Source organism: Allocatelliglobosispora scoriae, assembly GCF_014204945.1.
Classification (GTDB): Bacteria; Actinomycetota; Actinomycetes; order Mycobacteriales; family Micromonosporaceae; genus Allocatelliglobosispora; species Allocatelliglobosispora scoriae.
In genome coordinates this window covers 24,447-40,513 of record NZ_JACHMN010000001.1, presented here as the reverse complement: position 1 = coordinate 40,513, position 16,067 = coordinate 24,447, and the positions used below count along the sequence as shown (strand labels likewise).

Annotated in this window: 11 protein-coding genes and 1 pseudogene; 8 read left to right on the top strand and 4 right to left on the bottom strand. The window is 69.6% G+C overall.

Annotation, left to right across the window (positions count from 1 at the left end; translation table 11 throughout):
• The first annotated feature begins 21 nt into the window (after positions 1-21).
• The 5 genes and pseudogenes from F4553_RS42160 (at position 22) to F4553_RS00115 (ending at position 5,958) form a co-directional block, all read left to right on the top strand.
• Positions 22-3,408: a CHAT domain-containing protein gene (locus tag F4553_RS42160; RefSeq protein ID WP_184830607.1), complete on the top strand. Its 3,387-nt coding sequence runs from the start codon at positions 22-24 to the stop codon at positions 3,406-3,408.
• A 305-nt stretch (positions 3,409-3,713) separates the two neighbouring features.
• A complete protein-coding gene (locus F4553_RS00130; RefSeq protein WP_184830605.1) occupies positions 3,714-4,178 on the top strand; it encodes an Hsp20/alpha crystallin family protein in 465 nt (154 codons plus the stop codon).
• A 67-nt stretch (positions 4,179-4,245) separates the two neighbouring features.
• Entirely contained in the window at positions 4,246-4,557 is a 312-nt protein-coding gene (locus tag F4553_RS00125; RefSeq protein ID WP_184830603.1) for a MerR family transcriptional regulator, read from the top strand.
• Between the two features lie 40 nt (positions 4,558-4,597).
• A pseudogene (locus F4553_RS00120) lies at positions 4,598-5,408 on the top strand (IS5 family transposase).
• 205 nt (positions 5,409-5,613) lie between these two features.
• Positions 5,614-5,958: a hypothetical protein gene (locus F4553_RS00115; RefSeq protein ID WP_184830601.1), complete on the top strand. Its 345-nt coding sequence runs from the start codon at positions 5,614-5,616 to the stop codon at positions 5,956-5,958.
• 258 nt (positions 5,959-6,216) lie between these two features.
• Here F4553_RS00115 and F4553_RS00110 read toward each other — a convergent pair whose 3' ends face one another.
• The gene (locus tag F4553_RS00110; RefSeq protein ID WP_184830599.1) at positions 6,217-8,340 is read right to left on the bottom strand and encodes a toll/interleukin-1 receptor domain-containing protein; all 2,124 of its coding nucleotides are present in this window, start codon (positions 8,338-8,340) and stop codon (positions 6,217-6,219) included.
• Positions 8,337-8,471, bottom strand: a complete 135-nt coding sequence (locus F4553_RS41625; protein WP_281394922.1) for a hypothetical protein — start codon at positions 8,469-8,471, stop codon at positions 8,337-8,339. The genes F4553_RS00110 and F4553_RS41625 overlap by 4 nt, the downstream gene beginning before the upstream one ends.
• Before the next feature lie 253 nt (positions 8,472-8,724).
• Between F4553_RS41625 and F4553_RS00105 the strand changes: the two genes are divergently transcribed.
• Complete coding sequence (locus tag F4553_RS00105; RefSeq protein WP_184830597.1) at positions 8,725-8,925, top strand: hypothetical protein; 201 nt, start codon at positions 8,725-8,727, stop codon at positions 8,923-8,925.
• Between the two features lie 232 nt (positions 8,926-9,157).
• On the opposite strand, the gene F4553_RS00100 is transcribed toward F4553_RS00105, so the two are convergent.
• Positions 9,158-9,412, bottom strand: a complete 255-nt coding sequence (locus tag F4553_RS00100) for a hypothetical protein (protein ID WP_184830595.1) — start codon at positions 9,410-9,412, stop codon at positions 9,158-9,160.
• Between the two features lie 376 nt (positions 9,413-9,788).
• On the opposite strand from F4553_RS00100, the gene F4553_RS00095 reads away from it, so the two are divergent.
• Both F4553_RS00095 and F4553_RS00090 read left to right on the top strand, forming a co-directional pair.
• Positions 9,789-10,373 (top strand): LemA family protein, encoded by a 585-nt coding sequence (locus F4553_RS00095; protein WP_312875042.1) that lies wholly within the window; start codon positions 9,789-9,791, stop codon positions 10,371-10,373.
• A 9-nt stretch (positions 10,374-10,382) separates the two neighbouring features.
• The gene (locus tag F4553_RS00090; protein WP_184830590.1) at positions 10,383-12,266 is read left to right on the top strand and encodes a DUF2207 family protein; all 1,884 of its coding nucleotides are present in this window, start codon (positions 10,383-10,385) and stop codon (positions 12,264-12,266) included.
• A gap of 363 nt (positions 12,267-12,629) precedes the next feature.
• Here the strand turns inward: F4553_RS00090 and F4553_RS00085 are convergent, their stop codons facing one another.
• Entirely contained in the window at positions 12,630-15,713 is a 3,084-nt protein-coding gene (locus tag F4553_RS00085) for an AfsR/SARP family transcriptional regulator (protein ID WP_184830588.1), read from the bottom strand.
• Between the last annotated feature and the right edge of the window lie 354 nt (positions 15,714-16,067).

Genomic DNA, 16,067 nt, shown 5'->3' with positions numbered 1-16,067 from the left:
CACCCGGAACGGAACCATGCCGTGGATCTAGAGTCGCTGACGTGGAGGGCCAGGGCCTGGGTTCATCGCCATCACACCACCGGCAACTCGGCCGACGTCCTCGGAGAGGAACCGAGCGAGGACGCCGCCGCGCTGTGGGCGGCTGTACGGGCCGTGGACCTCGACCACCCCGGCGCCAGGCTCGACGCACAGTTCGCGGCGGCGACCCTGGCGCTGAGCCAGCTCCACTACCACCGCTACCTGCTGACCTCCGGCCACCGCAGCGACGTCGAACTCGCCAGAACCCTGCTGAGCCTCCAACCCGAATCGAGCCAGCTCCACAACATCCCGCTGGGCCTGCAACCGCTGCTCGGCAAAGAGTGTGACGACGACGAACGCGCCGAGACGGCGCTACGCCTGCTGCACGCATCGACCGTGGACGAAGATCCGGCACTGCTCGACGCCGCGATCCTGCTGATGACTCCCCCACCGCGCGGTCAGCTGACGCACCTGTGCCAGGCGCTTCGCCGCCGCTTCGAACTGCACCGCAGCTTCGACGACCTCGCCGAAGCGATCACCGCCGGGCAGGCCGCGGTGGCCATCCCGGACGAGTACGACCGGGACACCGAGCCGTGGTCGCACCTCGCGGCCGCGTACCGGTGGCGTTACCGGCTCCGCGGCGATCCCGCCGATCTCCGTCGAGTGATCAACCTGCTCCGCCGAACGCTGGCGGCGACCGGCCCGACCGTGACCGTCCTCGCCGACCTCGGCGCCGCCTACCGGCTCTATCACGACCACACCGGCATCCCCGGGTACGCCGACAGCGCCGTCGACCTCGGTCGGCAGGCGGTGCGACTCGCCGGAGACCGAGCCGACGCCGCAATCGTGTCGGAACTCTGCGCCTCGCTGCTGAGACGTTATGAGCGCGTGGGCCACAGCAGCGATCTGGCGGATGCCACGACCCTCACCGACCGGATCACCGCGGACAGCACGGACACGCCGGCCGACGACGGCGCCGCCGGCCGGCTCGCAGTCGCCGCCCGGGTCCTGCTCAGACACGCCGAACACAGCCGGTCGAGGAGCGACCTGGATCGCGCGGCGAGCCTCGCCAGGCTGGCGCAGCGCGCCCTGCGCCCCGGCAATCATCAGCGGCCCGGCGTGCTCGGTTGCCTCGCCGCGGCCCTGCACGACCAGTACCTGAACACCGCCGACGCGAACCAGCTGGCAGAGGCGGTGAAATGGGCCGAGGCCGCCGTCGTCGCGGCCCCGGCGGGCCACTTCGAACGAGATCGAGCCCTCTCGGAACTCGTCGGCATCCGCCTGACCCAGTTCACCCACACCGGAGCGCTCACGGCGCTGACCGACGCGATCGAACATAGCCAACGGGCGGTCGCCGGACCCGCCGAGCCGTCACCGCAGTGGCTGGCGCACCTGGGGTACGCCTACCAGCAGCGCTACTCCGTCACCGGGGACCGGCAGGACCTCGACCGGGCAGTCCGCCACGGCGCGGCAGCCGTGGCCGCCACCGGCGCGGGCGACACCGCGCTGGCCGGAAGGCAGGCGAGCCTCGCCGCCGCCTACTCCCTACGCCACACCGTGGCCGGTGACCGGTGCGACCTCGACCGGTCGATCGAACTCATCGACGACGCCGTGGCCGGCACGCGCAACGGACAACGCGTCCTGCCGGAACTTCTGTCGAGCCGCGCCGCCGTGCTGCTCGCCCGTCACCGCCTCGACGGGGACCCAGCCGATGTGGAAGCCGCAGTCGCGGACGCGGAGGGAGCGTTGGCCACCGTCCCGCACGACCACGGCGCCCGGCTGAGAACGGTGACGGCGCTCTGCGACGTCTACCGCGAGCGGCTGATCGCGGGACCGGCACCGGACCCGACACGGCTCGCGGCCCTCGCGGCCGAGGTGACCGACACGAGGTCGGCCGCCCCGAGCGACCGGGTCGCGGCACACCACGCGCTCGGTCTGCTCGCCGGCGCCGCCGGAAACGCCCCTCTCGCGGCGGCGATGCTGACCAGGGCGGCGGAAGTCCTGCACTCGGTGGCGCCGAGGGAGACCGGCTGGACCGATCAGCAGCACCGACTGGGCCGCCATGCCGGGCTCGTCGGCGCCGGGGTCGCGGCACATTGCGCAGCCGGCGACCCCGCCGCTGCGGTGGAGTTCGCCGAGCTGGGGCGTGGGGTGCTGCTGGCGAGCCAGGCCAATACGCGGGTCGACCCGACGCGGCTGGAGATCGACCAGATCCTCGCCGAGAAGTTCCGCTGGGCGTGTGAACGGCTCAACACCCCGCACTTCGCGGCGCAGGACCGGCAGAGGTGGTGGGCCGACCATGATCGACTCCTCGCCGAGATCCGCCGCCAGCCGGGGCAGTCGGACTTCCTCGCCGCGCCGAGCCTCGACCGGCTCCGCGTCGCCGTCGAGGGCGGCTACGGCGTACTGCTCAACGTCAGCGGTGACCGGGGCGAGGCCGTCGTCGTGCACTCGGACCGCGAACCGACCATGATCGCGCTGCCCGATCTCCACGAGTCCGATGTGGAGGCGATGGTACGGGAACTGCTGGCCGCAGCGGAGAACCAGCTGAAGCCGGCCGGTGTCCTGCCGATGCGACAGACCGTGACCCGGCTCCTCGGCCGGTTATGGGACACCGCGGTCGGACCCGTAGTGGCTTCGCTGCCCGACGCGGGCGACGCTCCGCACCGCGTCTGGTGGGTGCCGACCGGACTGCTCGGCCTGCTGCCCCTGCACGCCGCGGGCCACCTCCGCCACGTCGGCGCGCTCGACGCGCTGATCTCGTCCTACGTACCCTCCCTACGCGTCCTCCACCACTCTCGCTCACGCCCGGCGGCCGACCAGCGCCGCCGTCTCTCGGTAGCCCTTCGCCGCACACCCGGCCAGGCCGAACTGTCCAGGACCGCCGAGGAAGCCCCGTCATCGGACGGCGCCACGCTGGCCGACGGCGACGCGACCGCCGACCGGGTGGTCGCGGGCCTGCGGCAGGCGACCTGGGTGCACTTCGCATGCCACGCCGTCGCCGAGCCGTCGTCACCAGCCGACGGCGGCCTGCTGATGCACGACCGGACACTGCGGCTGCCGGAGATCGGCGGCCTGCGGCTCGCCGAGGCCGAACTCGCCTACCTCTCCGCGTGCTCGACAGCCCACTACGGCACCCGCCACGCGGACGAGGTGCTGCATCTCGCGTCGGCGTTTCAACTCGCCGGGTTCCGACACGTGGTGGCGAGCCTGTGGCCCCTGCGCGACAGCATCGCGGCCACCGCCGCGGCGGCATTCTACGAGGAGCTACCAGCAGGCCCCGGAGCCGACGGCGCCGCCGTCGCCCTGCGCGAGGTCACCCTGCGGCTGCGGGCGGAGAATCCGGCCAGGCCGGAGCTGTGGGCGCCACTCATCCACAGCGGCCCCTGACGGCGCACCCGAGCTCTCCAGCGGGTCGGAGACAGACCAGGGCGGCCGCCTCGCGCAGCAGCACGGAGCGTTCGCACAGGTCGGCGCAGAGCCGAGCGGCGAGCTCCAGTTCGGCGCGCGCCTCGGGTCGTCGTCCGAGCCGAGCAAGCAGCCGGCCAGGGCTGTCACCTTCGGCCAGCTGCTGGAGGCGTGCCGCGAGGTCACCGGCTCCGAGTCATAAAATCTATGCCAGCCGGACTAGATTTTATGACTCAGATGGATTACTTTAACGAGTAGAAAGCTCTCTCACCACGGAGGTGTTGTTCATGTCCGCGTTGCGTTTCGACCCGTTTCGTGAGCTGGACCGACTGGCCGGCGAGATGATGGGCGCCAGCCGCGCGCCCCGGCTCATGCCGCTGGACGCCTACAGGCACGGCGAGTCGTATGTACTCCAGTTCGACCTTCCCGGCGTCGACGCCGACAGCCTGGAGGTCACCGCCGAGCGCAACACGCTGACCGTCCGGGCCCGCCGCCGCACGACCGCACCCGACGGCGCGCAGTTCGTGCTCGCCGAGCGGCCGACCGGCGACTACGGGCGGCAGATCGTCCTCGGCGACGGCCTGGCACTCGACGCGATCGAGGCCGACTACCGCGACGGCGTACTGACCGTCACCGTGCCGGTCGCCGAGCAGGCCAAGCCGCGCCAGATCCAGATCGGCCGCACCGACGACCGCAAGATGATCGACAGCGGTGGAGACCGGCAGGACGAACTCGTCGGCGCCACCACCTGACCCGTCCGCACGACAACGCGTATAGCCCCGGCGGACCGGGGCTATACGCGTTGAAGAGGAGTGACCGATGGCCAGCATTTTCGACGACGCCAACTACCCCGCCTACACGATGAGCACCGCCGCCGGACTGCTCGGAGTACAGCCGGGATTTCTGCGCAGCCTCGGCGACGGCGGGCTGCTGCACCCCGCACGGTCCGACGGCGGCCACCGCCGATACTCCCGCCACGACCTCGCCATGGCCGAACGCGCCCGCCAGGTCGTCGACACCGGCATGAACCTCGCCGCCGCCTGCCGCATCGTCCAACTCGAATACGAGGTAGCCCGGCTCGAACTCGAACTAGCCCAGGCCCGAGCGCAGATCGCCGAACTGACCGCCTAGGTCTGTCTCGCGGATCATGAATCTGGTTCGTTAGACGGGTGTGGCTCGTGGGGATCTGAGCAACGCCGAGTGGGCCGTGTTGGAGCCGTTGCTGCCGGCGCAGCCCGCTCGCGGCGGGCAGTGGCGTGACCACCGGCAGGTCGTCAACGCGATCTGCTGCATCAAACGCACCGGGTCGCCGTGGCGTGACCTGCCTGAACGGTACGGGCCGTGGAAGACGGCCTATCAGCGGTTCCGGCGCTGGGCCGCCTACGGCACCTGGGCGATGGCCAAGAAGCACGTCGTCGCCCTGGCCGAGGCCGACGAAGACATCGACTGGGACGCCCAGATCGACGCCACGATCGTGCGGGTGCACCAGCACGCGGCTGGCGCTCGTAAAAGGGGCTTCCGAGTGGCGAATCGCCAGCACGGCAAGCCATCGGACGCTCGCGCGGCGGGTTGACCACCAAGGTCCACACCCTGCCCGACGGGCGTGGCTGGTCCCTGGCAACCCGGATCACCCCGGGTCAGGCTGCCGACACCCGCCAGCTGGCGGCCCTACTGGACCAGGTCGCGGTGCCACGTCCGGGTGGCATCGGCCGGCCGCGCAAGCGTCCGGACTCGTTGACCGGCGACAAGGCGTACTCGTCACGGGCCAACCGAAGCTGCTGCGTTCGCGGGACATCACCACGGTCATCCCGGAGCCCAACGACCAGATCGCCAACCGGAAGCGGCGCGGCCGAACCGGCGGCAGACCACCGAACTTCGACCGCGCCGCCTACCGCAAACGCAACCAGGTAGAACGCGGGTTCAACAGGCGCAAACACTGGCGCGGACTCGCCACCCGCTACGACAAGCTGGCTAGCCACTAACAGGCCACCCTCGACCTCGTCGAGGCCCTGGACTGGCTACGCGCCGTACCCGACGGACTTGATCCGCGAGACAGAACCTAGTCGTGGCAGGCCAGGGCGAGGCCGCCGTCGCCTGATGCGGTCGCCGGAGGTGCGCACGCATCCGGCCTGTCAGTGAAATGTCGATGATCTCGCCGACCTGGCCGCGGCGGTGACATCGGCGCCGATGGCTTTCATCACCATCGTCGATGATCGGCGGTCCTACTGGAAGAGTGTGATCGGGCCGGGTCCGGAGTTCGCCGGGTTCCGGCAGAACCCGGTCAGTGAAAGCTCCTGCAAATACCTCATCACGACCGGCGGTGAGGTCATCTTCGACGACGTACGTTCGGACTGCCTGTCGTCGCCGAAGGCGTCGAAGACGCCGCGACCTCGACTGCCCTGGGACGTATCGGCCCCCTCGTCGGGCAGGGCTGGTACTACGGCCGCCCACATGGCCGCCCCCGACCTGATCACCTGGATCAACACCAGAACGGCACCGCCACCGCGTCAGGATGAATCCAGCCGTCAATGACGGGAGCGGACATTCCACGTTCCACGATGCACATGAAGGGCCGAGGCACCCACGCACCGACCTTGCTCGCCGCAGCCACTCCCGCCCTGGCCACTGCAGCGTCTTCGGCTGTGGCTGCCAGTACCAGTCCGCATCTGATACCTCTAGAGCGACGAGCGCGACCACTGGGACATCCGGTTCTGCACCTGTGGCGGCTGCTGACCGGTCGCCGCTCGACAATCGCGTCCGGCCCCTTCGCTTCGTGCCGCGCGGCCGTCGTCAGCCGAAGAGGGCCTCCCCGACGGGGACGCGGAACTCTGCGGCCATCGACCCGGTGTCTACGTCCCACACCTGGACCGCGTCCCTGGTGTAGACCGCGATCCGGTGTGTGCCGGCGGCCCAGCCGATCATTGCGACGCCCTCGTCGGCATCGTCGTGGGATACGACGGCCACCTGGTGCCGCTGGTCGCGTGACCAGATCCGGATGTGGAACCGGTCCACCATCGCCACCTCGGCGCTGTCCGCCGACCAGGCGAGGTCGTGGCGGCCGGAATACTCCCAGAGGCCGGTCGGCAGGACCACCCGGGTGCCGCTGTCGATGTCGTAGACTCCCAGCCCGTCGGACGTTCCCCGCTCCGCCCGGGCGAACCCGGTGCCGTCGGGCGACCAGCTCAGATCCTCGGCGTAATCCTTGACCGGCACCTCGCGGGTACGGTCGCCCGTCGCGTCGAGGTCGTTGACCCAGGTGCGCTGATCCGTCATCGTCATGATCCGGCGACCATCGGGTGACCAGGCGAGATACGCCACCGATGTGGTGCTGGAGGCCTGCGTCGGGAGCCCGGTGGCGAGGCCGGGCGGCCGAGCGGCGTCCCTCGGCTCCGGCGGCGCCTGTAGAAACGCGTCCGTCACGGTGAGTTCGTCCTCGACCCGGACGATCCGCACCGATGCGTCCTGCGTCCCGACGGCGATCCGATCGGGTGCCCCCGGGCCCCAGCCGAGGGTCGTGATACCGCCTCCCTCCAGGGACAGGTCGGCGGCCGGCTGCAGCGGGTCGGTCGGCCGTGTGGTGTCGGTCCGCTGAGCGGTTTCGATCCGCCACACGCGCAGCGTGCCCGACTCATCGCCCGCCGCGATCCGGGTGCTGTCCGGCGACCAGGCGACCGGATCCCGACCGCCGATGCTGGTCCACCCGAAGCCCTGGTGCCCGGCGAGGTCGTGGAGCGCGGTGAGGTCGTCGGCCCGCCAGATCGTCAGTGAACCCTCCCGCTGCCCGGCGACGGAGATCATGGTGCCGTCGGGCGACCACAGCAGCATGTCGTAGGAGTCCTCCGACAGCGATCGGCGACCCTCCAGGGCGCCGGTCTCGATGTTCCAGACGCGCAGCGAGCCGCCGCCGAGGGTCGCCACCCGTCGGCCGTCCGGCGACAGCACCGCCGCGTCGAAGTCGGCGGCGTCACTGGTGAACACGCCCCAGGCCGTCGGCACCGTCACGACCGCGGCGTAGACGGCGGCGGCGAGGGCGATCCGGGTCCTGCGCCACCGCCCGGTGGGCCTGGTCAACGCCAGGATCGAGCCCCGAGCGCGCGGCCGTTGGGTGTTGTCGAGGCTGTCGCCGAGCGCGGCGAGGTCGGCGACGAAGTCCGGGGGCGGCCGTAGGGCCACACCGTGCAGGTCCGGCAGCAGTCGGATGCTCTCGGGCAGCCGCTCCGGCCGGGGCAGCACGGCGCCGTCCACCAGGATCGGCACGGTGGGCTTGCCGAGGGCCAGCGCCGCCTCGATCTCCGCCCGGACCGGGTCGTCCTGGTCGTCGAGTCGGCGGGAGCCGGTCGCGCCCCGCAGTTCGGTCCACCCCGGACCGATGACGACCAGCACGATGTCGCAGCGTTCGATGACCTCGCGCAGCTGCTGCCGCCAGCTCACCCCTGGCGTCAGCGACTGGGTGTCGAAGAAGACGGTGTGCCGCCCGTATCGGGCCACCAGGCTCTCGTAAAGCAGCCGGCCTGCCCTGGCGGCGTCGTCGCGCCGGTAACTGATGAAGACACTCGGCCGCCGGCGCAGCTGCGACAGGTCACCGAGCCAGAGCCCGGCGAAGCCCGCCGGCACGGCGATCACCGCGGCGGCGACGCCGATCGTCGGATAGAAGAAGATGCCGTCTGCGCCGAAGGGCAGGACGAGAGCCACGCCGAGCAGGGCGGGCACGGTGAAGCTCCAGAGGAACATGCCCCGGGGCCGCAGGACCCCGCGCAGCCAGGTCAACTGGACCACGAGGAACAGCGCCGAGCCGATCAGCATGATCGAGGGCAGGCCGGTCACCTCGAGCGAGCTCAACCACATCGCCGGGGCGAACAGCACCAGCACGACGATGAGCCGGGCTCGGGCGGTGCGGGGAGTCCGTGGCGTCACCGCGTCGGCACCAGCATCACGCCAGCGCCACAGACAGCCCGCAGCATGCGCAGCGCGTCGGCGCCGTCAAGCGCATGGGTCAGCGCCGCCCGGACCGGGAGGCCGTCCTCAACGAGCAGCACGAGGGGCATGACGCCACGGTAGTTGAGCCGGTCGATCAAGGCTGTCCCGGCAGAAGGTCCTGCGTTCAACCTGCAGGACGCAGTGGCATGGTGGGCATTCACCACACGCACACCTCAGAGACGATCACCACCCTGCGGGTCCTGTTCGCGGACTTCCTCGCTTAGTGGATCGAGGCTTGAGGAAAATGCTGGTGTCGACCGTCGTGCAGTCATGCTGCGGAATCCTGTCGCAGCCTAGAGGCGGTGCGGCCAGAATGGGGCGATGAGCGGGTGGGAGCGGATTGACGACTTGATCCTGGGTGGTGTGGCGATCGCGGCGATCAAGGAGATCCGCGTTGCAGCTGATTGCAGCCTTCAGGATGCGATCGAGCGATATCACGAGCGAGCTGTCTGGCTGCACGAGACCCGGTCGACTGACTTCAACCCGCCTCAGGATGAGGTATCGGATGACGTCGGCCCCTGAGCGTGTTGATCAGGAGGCGCACGCTCTCGTTGTCCGAACTCTTTAGGCAGCTCTCACCCAAATAGCCGCAGCCCGCGCACGATCTCGTCCTCCTGGAGGCATCGGCTGCAAATCTTACCCCAGTCGATGTATGTCCCATCGCCCCCTGCATCCGTACAGCCAGGGTTCTGGGTATTCGCACAATGATGGGGAGCATCCGGTGTGCTCCCGGTTCGAGCGCCAAATGCTTCCGCTACCAGATCACGTAAAGGTCGACGTTGCCTCGGGCGGCGCAGCCGTAGTAGTACCTGATCTCGTGGTCGAACTTCTCGAGGATGCGGTCGGCGCGTTCGGGGTCGGTCGGGGCTACAGCCGGATCCTCGAGTGACCCGGTCGGACAGATCAGGGGCTCGCGGGGACCGACCTGCACGGGCCCGGGGAGTTGGCGGTCGGACCGTTCGGCGACCGCGGCATCGGTGAGGGTGTAGTAGCGGGCGCCGGTCCGCATACCGTAGGCGCTGTCGAGAACCGTCGCCTGCGGGGCTGTGGCCCAACGCGGTCAAACACGCTGGGGTCGCCACCATCCGCAGCCGGGTAACACCGGGGCAGTCAGGCTGATCGTGAACATATGCGACGGCGGTCGCGGCGGCGCAGATCCAGCCACTCGTTCTTGGCTGAGCGGGCTCGCCGAGCGCGTAGGCAGTGCCAGTGGGACCTTCCCCGTCGGCGACCATCGGGCGCCCGCCACGGACGCACCGGCCGGTAGCCTGCTGTTGCGGTGCCCCGATAGGTGCTGGCACCGATGACGCGGGCCGTATCGCCGCCCTACCCTTCATGATCCGTACGTCATGCGCGGCGTGCCGGTCAGGAAGGGAAATGGCGCTGTGAGTATCACCCCCGCCACACTGGGCAGCGGCCTGGGTGGCTGCCTCTGTCTGCTCGTCGTCTTGCTGCTGGTCTGGGTCGCGGTGACCTACAACCGGCTCGTGCGTCATCGCAATCAGGTGCAGGCGTCGTGGGCACAGATCGATGTGCAGCTCAAGCGACGCCACGATCTCATCCCCAACCTCGTCGAGACGGTCAAGGGCTACGCCGCGCATGAAAAGGCGACGCTGGACGCCGTGGTGGCGTCCAGGTCCGCGGCCGTGTCCGTGAGCGCCGCGGACCCGGCGACCCGGGCGGGCGCCGAGAACGCCCTGACCCAGAGCCTCGGGCGGCTGTTCGCGCTGTCGGAGTCCTATCCGGACCTGAAGGCCAGCGCCAATTTCGGTGCGCTGCAGGCCGAACTCGCCACCACCGAGGACAAGGTCTCCTACGCCCGGCAGTTCTACAACACCGCCGTGCAGACGCTCAACAACGCGTTGCAGACGTTCCCCACCAACGTCATCGCGGGCATGCTGGGCTTCCGCGCGTCGGCTTTCTTCGAAGCCGCCGACGGCGAGCGCGGTCCCGTCCAGGTCCGGTTCTAGGGCCAGCGGATGAACCCCGTCATCGTCGAGATCGGCGCGATCGGTGCCTCCGTCGCGCTCTACGCAGCCGTCTATGCGGCCATGCGGGTAGCCACCCGCCCCCGGGGGATCAGCCCCGCGCCAGCGGGCCAAGAGCTCGGCCCGGAGCCGCCGGCCATCGCCAGCCTTCTGGGGACCGGATGGGAGGTCACCGAGGATGCCGCCGAGGCCACACTGCTGGACCTTGCCGCCCGCAAGTATTTCGAGCTGCGCCAGCCCGACAACGATCCCCGGCACACCACCATCCACCTGACCGGCACCCAGCCGACCGGCCTCAATGCCTATGAGCTGAGGATCTACAAGCGGGTAGCGGGGCTCGCGGTCGACGGCGTGGTGCCGCTGACCGCGTTGACCTTCCGCAACGAGGCCGCCGCACGTACCTGGTGGAAGCATCTGCGCCAGGAGGTCGTCGCCGAGTCCCGCGCCCGCGGGCTGTCCCAGCGGCGGTTCGGTCCCGCCGCCATCGTGCTGCTGGTCGTCGTCGCCGGGATCGCCGCCGCCGGGATCGCGTTCGGTACCGGGCACTTCCTGCTGCGTACGCCGGATCATGGCGGCCGCGACAACGACCTCGGGGCCACCCTCGGCGTCGCATTGGTCAGTTTCGCGCTGCTGGCCGGATACGCCGGGCGCAACATCGGGGAACGCGACACTGCGGCCGGGCGCGCGGCGGCCAGCCGATGGCTCGGCGTACGGGAGTGGCTTCGCGGCCATGAGGTGTTCGCGGAGCTGCCGCCGGCGGCGGTCGTGGTGTGGGACCGCTACCTGGGTTACGGTGCCGCGCTGGGCGCGACCCGGACCGCCAGCGCGGTCATCGACATGGGCATGGGCAACCGCAAACTCGTCTGGTCGTCATTCGGCGGTACCTGGCACCGAGTGCGGGTCCGCTACCCCAGCGCCCGAGGCCATGCCGGGCTGTCGGTACCGAAACTGCTGCTGCGCGCGATCGTTCTCGGCGCGGTCGGCACGGTGCTGGTGAAGTTCTGGCATCCGGTGGTGTCGGCGATCAGCGAGACCGGCTCCGTCAGCACCAGCGCCGCTGGCCCGTACCTGGGCGTCATCAGCTGGGCAGGCCCCGTCGTCGGCGCCGGACTGCTTCTGCTCGGTGCCTACACCCTCGTGCGTACCCTCGCCGACGTGGCGCTCACCCGGACGATCACCGGTCAGGTGCTGTGGATTCAGAGCTGGCGTACCGAGCAGCGGGGCGACCAGAACCACCGCTACAGCGTCACCGTCACCTACTACCTGGCGGTCGACGACGGCAGCGGTGACCACACGGTCGCCTGGGGCATGCCCGCCGCGATCAGTTCTCGCTGCGGCACCGGCGACACCGTCCGCATCACGGCCCGCCCCTGGTCACGTCGCGCCACCGATATCACGCTGCTGGAGAAGGCGACCGCCGGACACCGCGGTGAGGCCTCCGGAGAATCAGAGAACGTGGTCGCCGCCGCCGTCAACCGGGGCACCGACGCCGCCGGCCACGCTCTGGGCACTGCCGCTCTCTCCGGGGCACTGCTGGCCGCCGACGAGATCGCGCAAGCGCTCAACGTGGCCACCGGGGTACGCGGCCTGCGTATCCCCGGACCCGGCGCGATGGTCCAGTTCACGACCGCCGACCGCCGACCCGTCCTGATGCTGCACGCCGCGGAGGGCATGGTCGGCGCCCTGTTGTGGAAGACCAACGGCAGGGGCACACCGCTGCCGGGGATCGGCAACGCCGCCTTCATCGTGGACGACCGGGCAGTGGCGCGGGTCGGCGACACCACGGTGATGCTGACCCTGCTCAAGGACGCCCGTACCGCCGACGACCAGCTGCCAGGCCTACTACGGCTCGCCGTTTCCCGAGTAGCGCGATGAACCGCACAAGTCTCCCCACCGAGAAACCGACCCAGCTGTGAACTGCGACAGCCCGCGATGCACGCAGGCTGCAGGCACCGCTTCCTACGGCTGCGGCGCTAGAGGCCTTCCCCTACCGGCGGTTCGCCAAGCTGCTGAAATGAACATCAACTCGAATTGAACACCAGAGCCGGCGACGGACATGACGGACACAGTCCGCACTGAACGTGCTGGCCGTTACGCGCGATACGTTCTGCCGTCAGATGGTGTAACCCCAGAAGGGCCGGGCAGAGACCACTTGAGGCATTGGCAGTCCCGGCCGCAGCACGTAGACGAGCGCCCGCCCCAACCGCGCTAGGCCGCGGCGAAATTGACTTGTGATGATCAATTGATCAGTGGGCGGAGTCGATCGTCGAAGCGTTTGCAGCCGGTGATGTCGAGAAGAGCGCGGGCCTGCGCTGCGGTCAGTGCGGCCTGCTCGCGAAGGCCTTGAGCCTCGTGCACCTCGGCGAGCTGTACCAGGGCTTCAGCTGCGAGGTTGCGGTAGCCCGCGGCGCTGCTGAACGTGACCGCTTGTCGGCATAGTTGGGCTGCGTTGCCCAGCCGTCCGATCGCGGCCTCGGTCTGTGCGGCGGCTGAGAGGGCTTCGGCTTCGGCATATCCCGAGTTGCCCGCTCGCGCGGTCTCGATGGCGTGTTGATGCTGAACGGGGTCTCGTTCAAGGCTGGCGATCATGGAGAGTGCGGCGGAGATGTGGTTCTTCGCGTCGATGGCCCGGGCCATCTCCAGGCCGCGTGCCGCGAATGCGGCAGCCCTGGCGTCGTCTCCGTGCCTGCGGTGCAGCCTGGCGAGGTTGATCAGCACTGCTGCTTCGCTGTAGCGGTCGTGTTCGGCCTTGAGCTTGTCCAACGCTGAGTCGAGGCGTTGGCGGGCTGCTTCCATATCGCCCATGGTCAGCAGTGACTCGCCGAGGTTGGCCTCCGCCCGGGCGGCGCTGAGGGGTGCATCGAGCTGCTCGAAGATGGCCAGGGCCGCAGTGTGGTGTGTGATCGAGGCGGTCAGGTGGCCGATGTCATGGGTGACTGCTCCGAGGTTGACCAGCAGGCTGGCCTTGGTCGTCAGCGGCCCGTCGTGGGGGTGCGTCTCCAGGGCCTCGGCCAGGCATGCGGCGGCGTCGGTGAGCTTGCCCCAGTCGCCGTAGATCCCGCCGAGATTGCCCAGGCAGGAGGTTGCGGCGTCGAACCAGCCGATGCCGCGCGCCAGATCGACCGCAGGGGTCAGCGTATCGATGGCATCCTGCCGCTGGCCGAGGAACCACAGGGCCATGGACAGGCTCAGCCGCGCCGAGACCTGACCGGCAGGGTGGCGTGCCTGCTCTGCGGCGTGGAGGGCAAGCCGGGCGGTCTTGAGCCAGTCGCCGACATGCCGCCGGATGGAGAAATACCCGCGCAAGGTGTCGGCGAGCACCCACACCGTTTCGTGATGGTCGCGGCCCGCCGCGTCTTCCACCGCGGCGATCAAATTCGCCCGCTCGGCGTCGAGCCAGCGCATGGCCGCGTCGGCGTCGGGAAACGCATGCTCTTCGGGGGAGGTCGCCGCGGACTGCCGCGGCAACCGCAGGATCTGCGGGTACGCTACTCGCGCGGCGCGGTCTCCGTGATGCAGGTAGTGCTCGTGGAGCGCCTGGCGGAAGCGGTCGCGAAGCGCGGGGCCGTCGATGTTGACCGACATGGTTGCGGCGTAGCGTCGGACCAAGTCGTGCAGGCTGAACTGGTCGGCTGCCTGCTGTTCGATGAGGTGCGCGCCGGTGAGCCGGTGCACCTGCGACAGCGCGGCCGTGACGGACTGGGACGTCAGCGCCGCGGCGGCTGAAACGCTGAATCCAGGACCGGGAACCACGCTGAGCGCCCGCAAAAGCTGCTGTTCAGCCGTCCCGAGGCGGGTGTAGGAATGGTCGAAGGCGATCTTGGTGCCGGAGTGGACGTCGTCGTCGAGCTCAACGCCGGCGGGCCAAGCGGTCTCGGCAGCTTCGGCGACGAGTTCGGCGATGCTCGCGTACCGGCCATCGGTCAGATTGGCGGCGGCCACTCGCAGTGCGAGCGGCAGGTGACCGCACAGCAGGGCGAGGTCTTCGGCCGGGGCGGCGCTGATCGGTGTGGGAGATATGCGGGTGAGCAGGTCGAGGGCTTCCTGCGGGGTGAATTTCTGCAGCTCGAGCCGGCGCGCGCCATCGCGTGCGACGAGTCCGCTGAGCCGGTCGCGGCTGGTCACGATCACCCTGGTGGCCGTGCCGCCGGGCAGTAGCGGGCGGACCTGCTCGGTGGTGTTGGCGTTGTCCAGGACGATCAGGATACGACGATCCACCAGCAGGCTGCGGTAGAGGCCTGCGGCCTGGACCGCGTCCACCGGTATCAACTCGGCGGCGATCCCCAGGCCGGACAGGAAGTACGTCAGCGCTTCCAGGGGCGGCATCGGTGTCTCGCCGGAGTACCCCCGCAGGTTGATGTAGAGGTGCTCCAGCCCTTCGGCGGATGCGTGCAGCCAGCTCCAGTGCACCGCGAGCGCGGTCTTGCCCATTCCTGCGCCACCGGTCAGCAGCAACGGCGCGTGCGGGGTGCCGGGGCTCGCCCACGAGTCCATCTGCGCAAGCATGTCCAACCGGCCGACGAAGTCGGGGATGCCGGCCGGAAGCTGGCCCACCGGTCTGCGTGCCGAGGGCTCCTTGGTACGCGGTTGCGGGCTCTGGCCTCGCATGATCGTCAGGTAGAGCTGCTGGAGCGTGCCGGAGGGGTCGACGCCGAGTTCCTCGGCCAGGATCCGCCGCCCGTCGTGGTAGGACTGCAGCGCCTCCGCGGGTCGGCCGCTTCGGTGCAGCGCGACCATGTGCTGGCCACGCAGCCGTTCCCGCAGCGGGTGCTCCGCCAGCAGGGTCGCGACCTCGGCCACGATCTCGTGATGGGCGTCGAGCGCCAAGGCGGACTCGAACCGGTCCTCCCAGGTCGACAGGCGCAGCTCTTCCCACCGCACGACCGCGGATCGCAGCCTTGGCACGTCGGCCAGGTCGGCGAGAACCGGGCCTCGCCACAGCTCCAACGCCCGGGAGAAGAAGGACCGGGCGAGGGAGGGCTGGCCCGCGACCAGGGCGTCGCGGCCCTGCGTGGCGAAGTCCTCGAACATGGTGGCGTCGAGCTCGTCGCGCAGAACCTCGATCTGGTATCCGTGAGGCTGGCGAACTATCCGTTCTTCACCCAGCAGCTGACGTAACCGGTGAACGTGGACCTGGATGTTCTTGGCGGATGTCCGAGGCGGCGACTGCTCCCAGATCGCCTCGGTCAGTGTGTCGGTGCTGACCGCCTGCCCCGGATGGCACAGCAGCATCGCCAGCACGATCCGCAGGTTGCGTCCACCGAGCGGAACCAGCCGTGACTCGGCGGTCACCCGCAGCGGTCCCAGGATCCCGAAATGCACGTCCGGCATCCTACGACAAATGGTCACTTTCTGTTGCCCGTGAAGGTGTTGCGCTATACGGACGATATACCGGCCCTAAACCCTGATCGGGGACCGTGTCCGTACTCTTCATCAATCGACGGGGTGTGATTGTTCATGTGGTCTGGCAGATGTTTTGGCCGGCGTGCCGTGACGGCAGTCGCGATGTCCGTGGTCCTGGTTGTCTCGTCGGGCGTGCCGACGCCCGAGCCCGCACATGCCTCCAGCAGTCCGGCGGTGGCGGCACGGTGCCCGGCGTCGCGGCCGGATCCCGGCGCGGCGCACGCGACGGCCCGAGTATGCGGCAACCGGGTTGAGATCGAGTCCTTGACAACG

Coding starts and splice junctions, on each gene's coding strand:
- F4553_RS00130 (WP_184830605.1), top strand. CDS start 3,714: ATGTCCGCGTTGCGTTTCGACCCGTTTCGTGAGCTGGACCGACTGGCC.
- F4553_RS00125 (WP_184830603.1), top strand. CDS start 4,246: ATGGCCAGCATTTTCGACGACGCCAACTACCCCGCCTACACGATGAGC.
- F4553_RS00115 (WP_184830601.1), top strand. CDS start 5,614: ATGGCTTTCATCACCATCGTCGATGATCGGCGGTCCTACTGGAAGAGT.
- F4553_RS41625 (WP_281394922.1), bottom strand. CDS start 8,471: ATGCCCCTCGTGCTGCTCGTTGAGGACGGCCTCCCGGTCCGGGCGGCG.
- F4553_RS00105 (WP_184830597.1), top strand. CDS start 8,725: ATGAGCGGGTGGGAGCGGATTGACGACTTGATCCTGGGTGGTGTGGCG.
- F4553_RS00100 (WP_184830595.1), bottom strand. CDS start 9,412: ATGCGGACCGGCGCCCGCTACTACACCCTCACCGATGCCGCGGTCGCC.
- F4553_RS00090 (WP_184830590.1), top strand. CDS start 10,383: ATGAACCCCGTCATCGTCGAGATCGGCGCGATCGGTGCCTCCGTCGCG.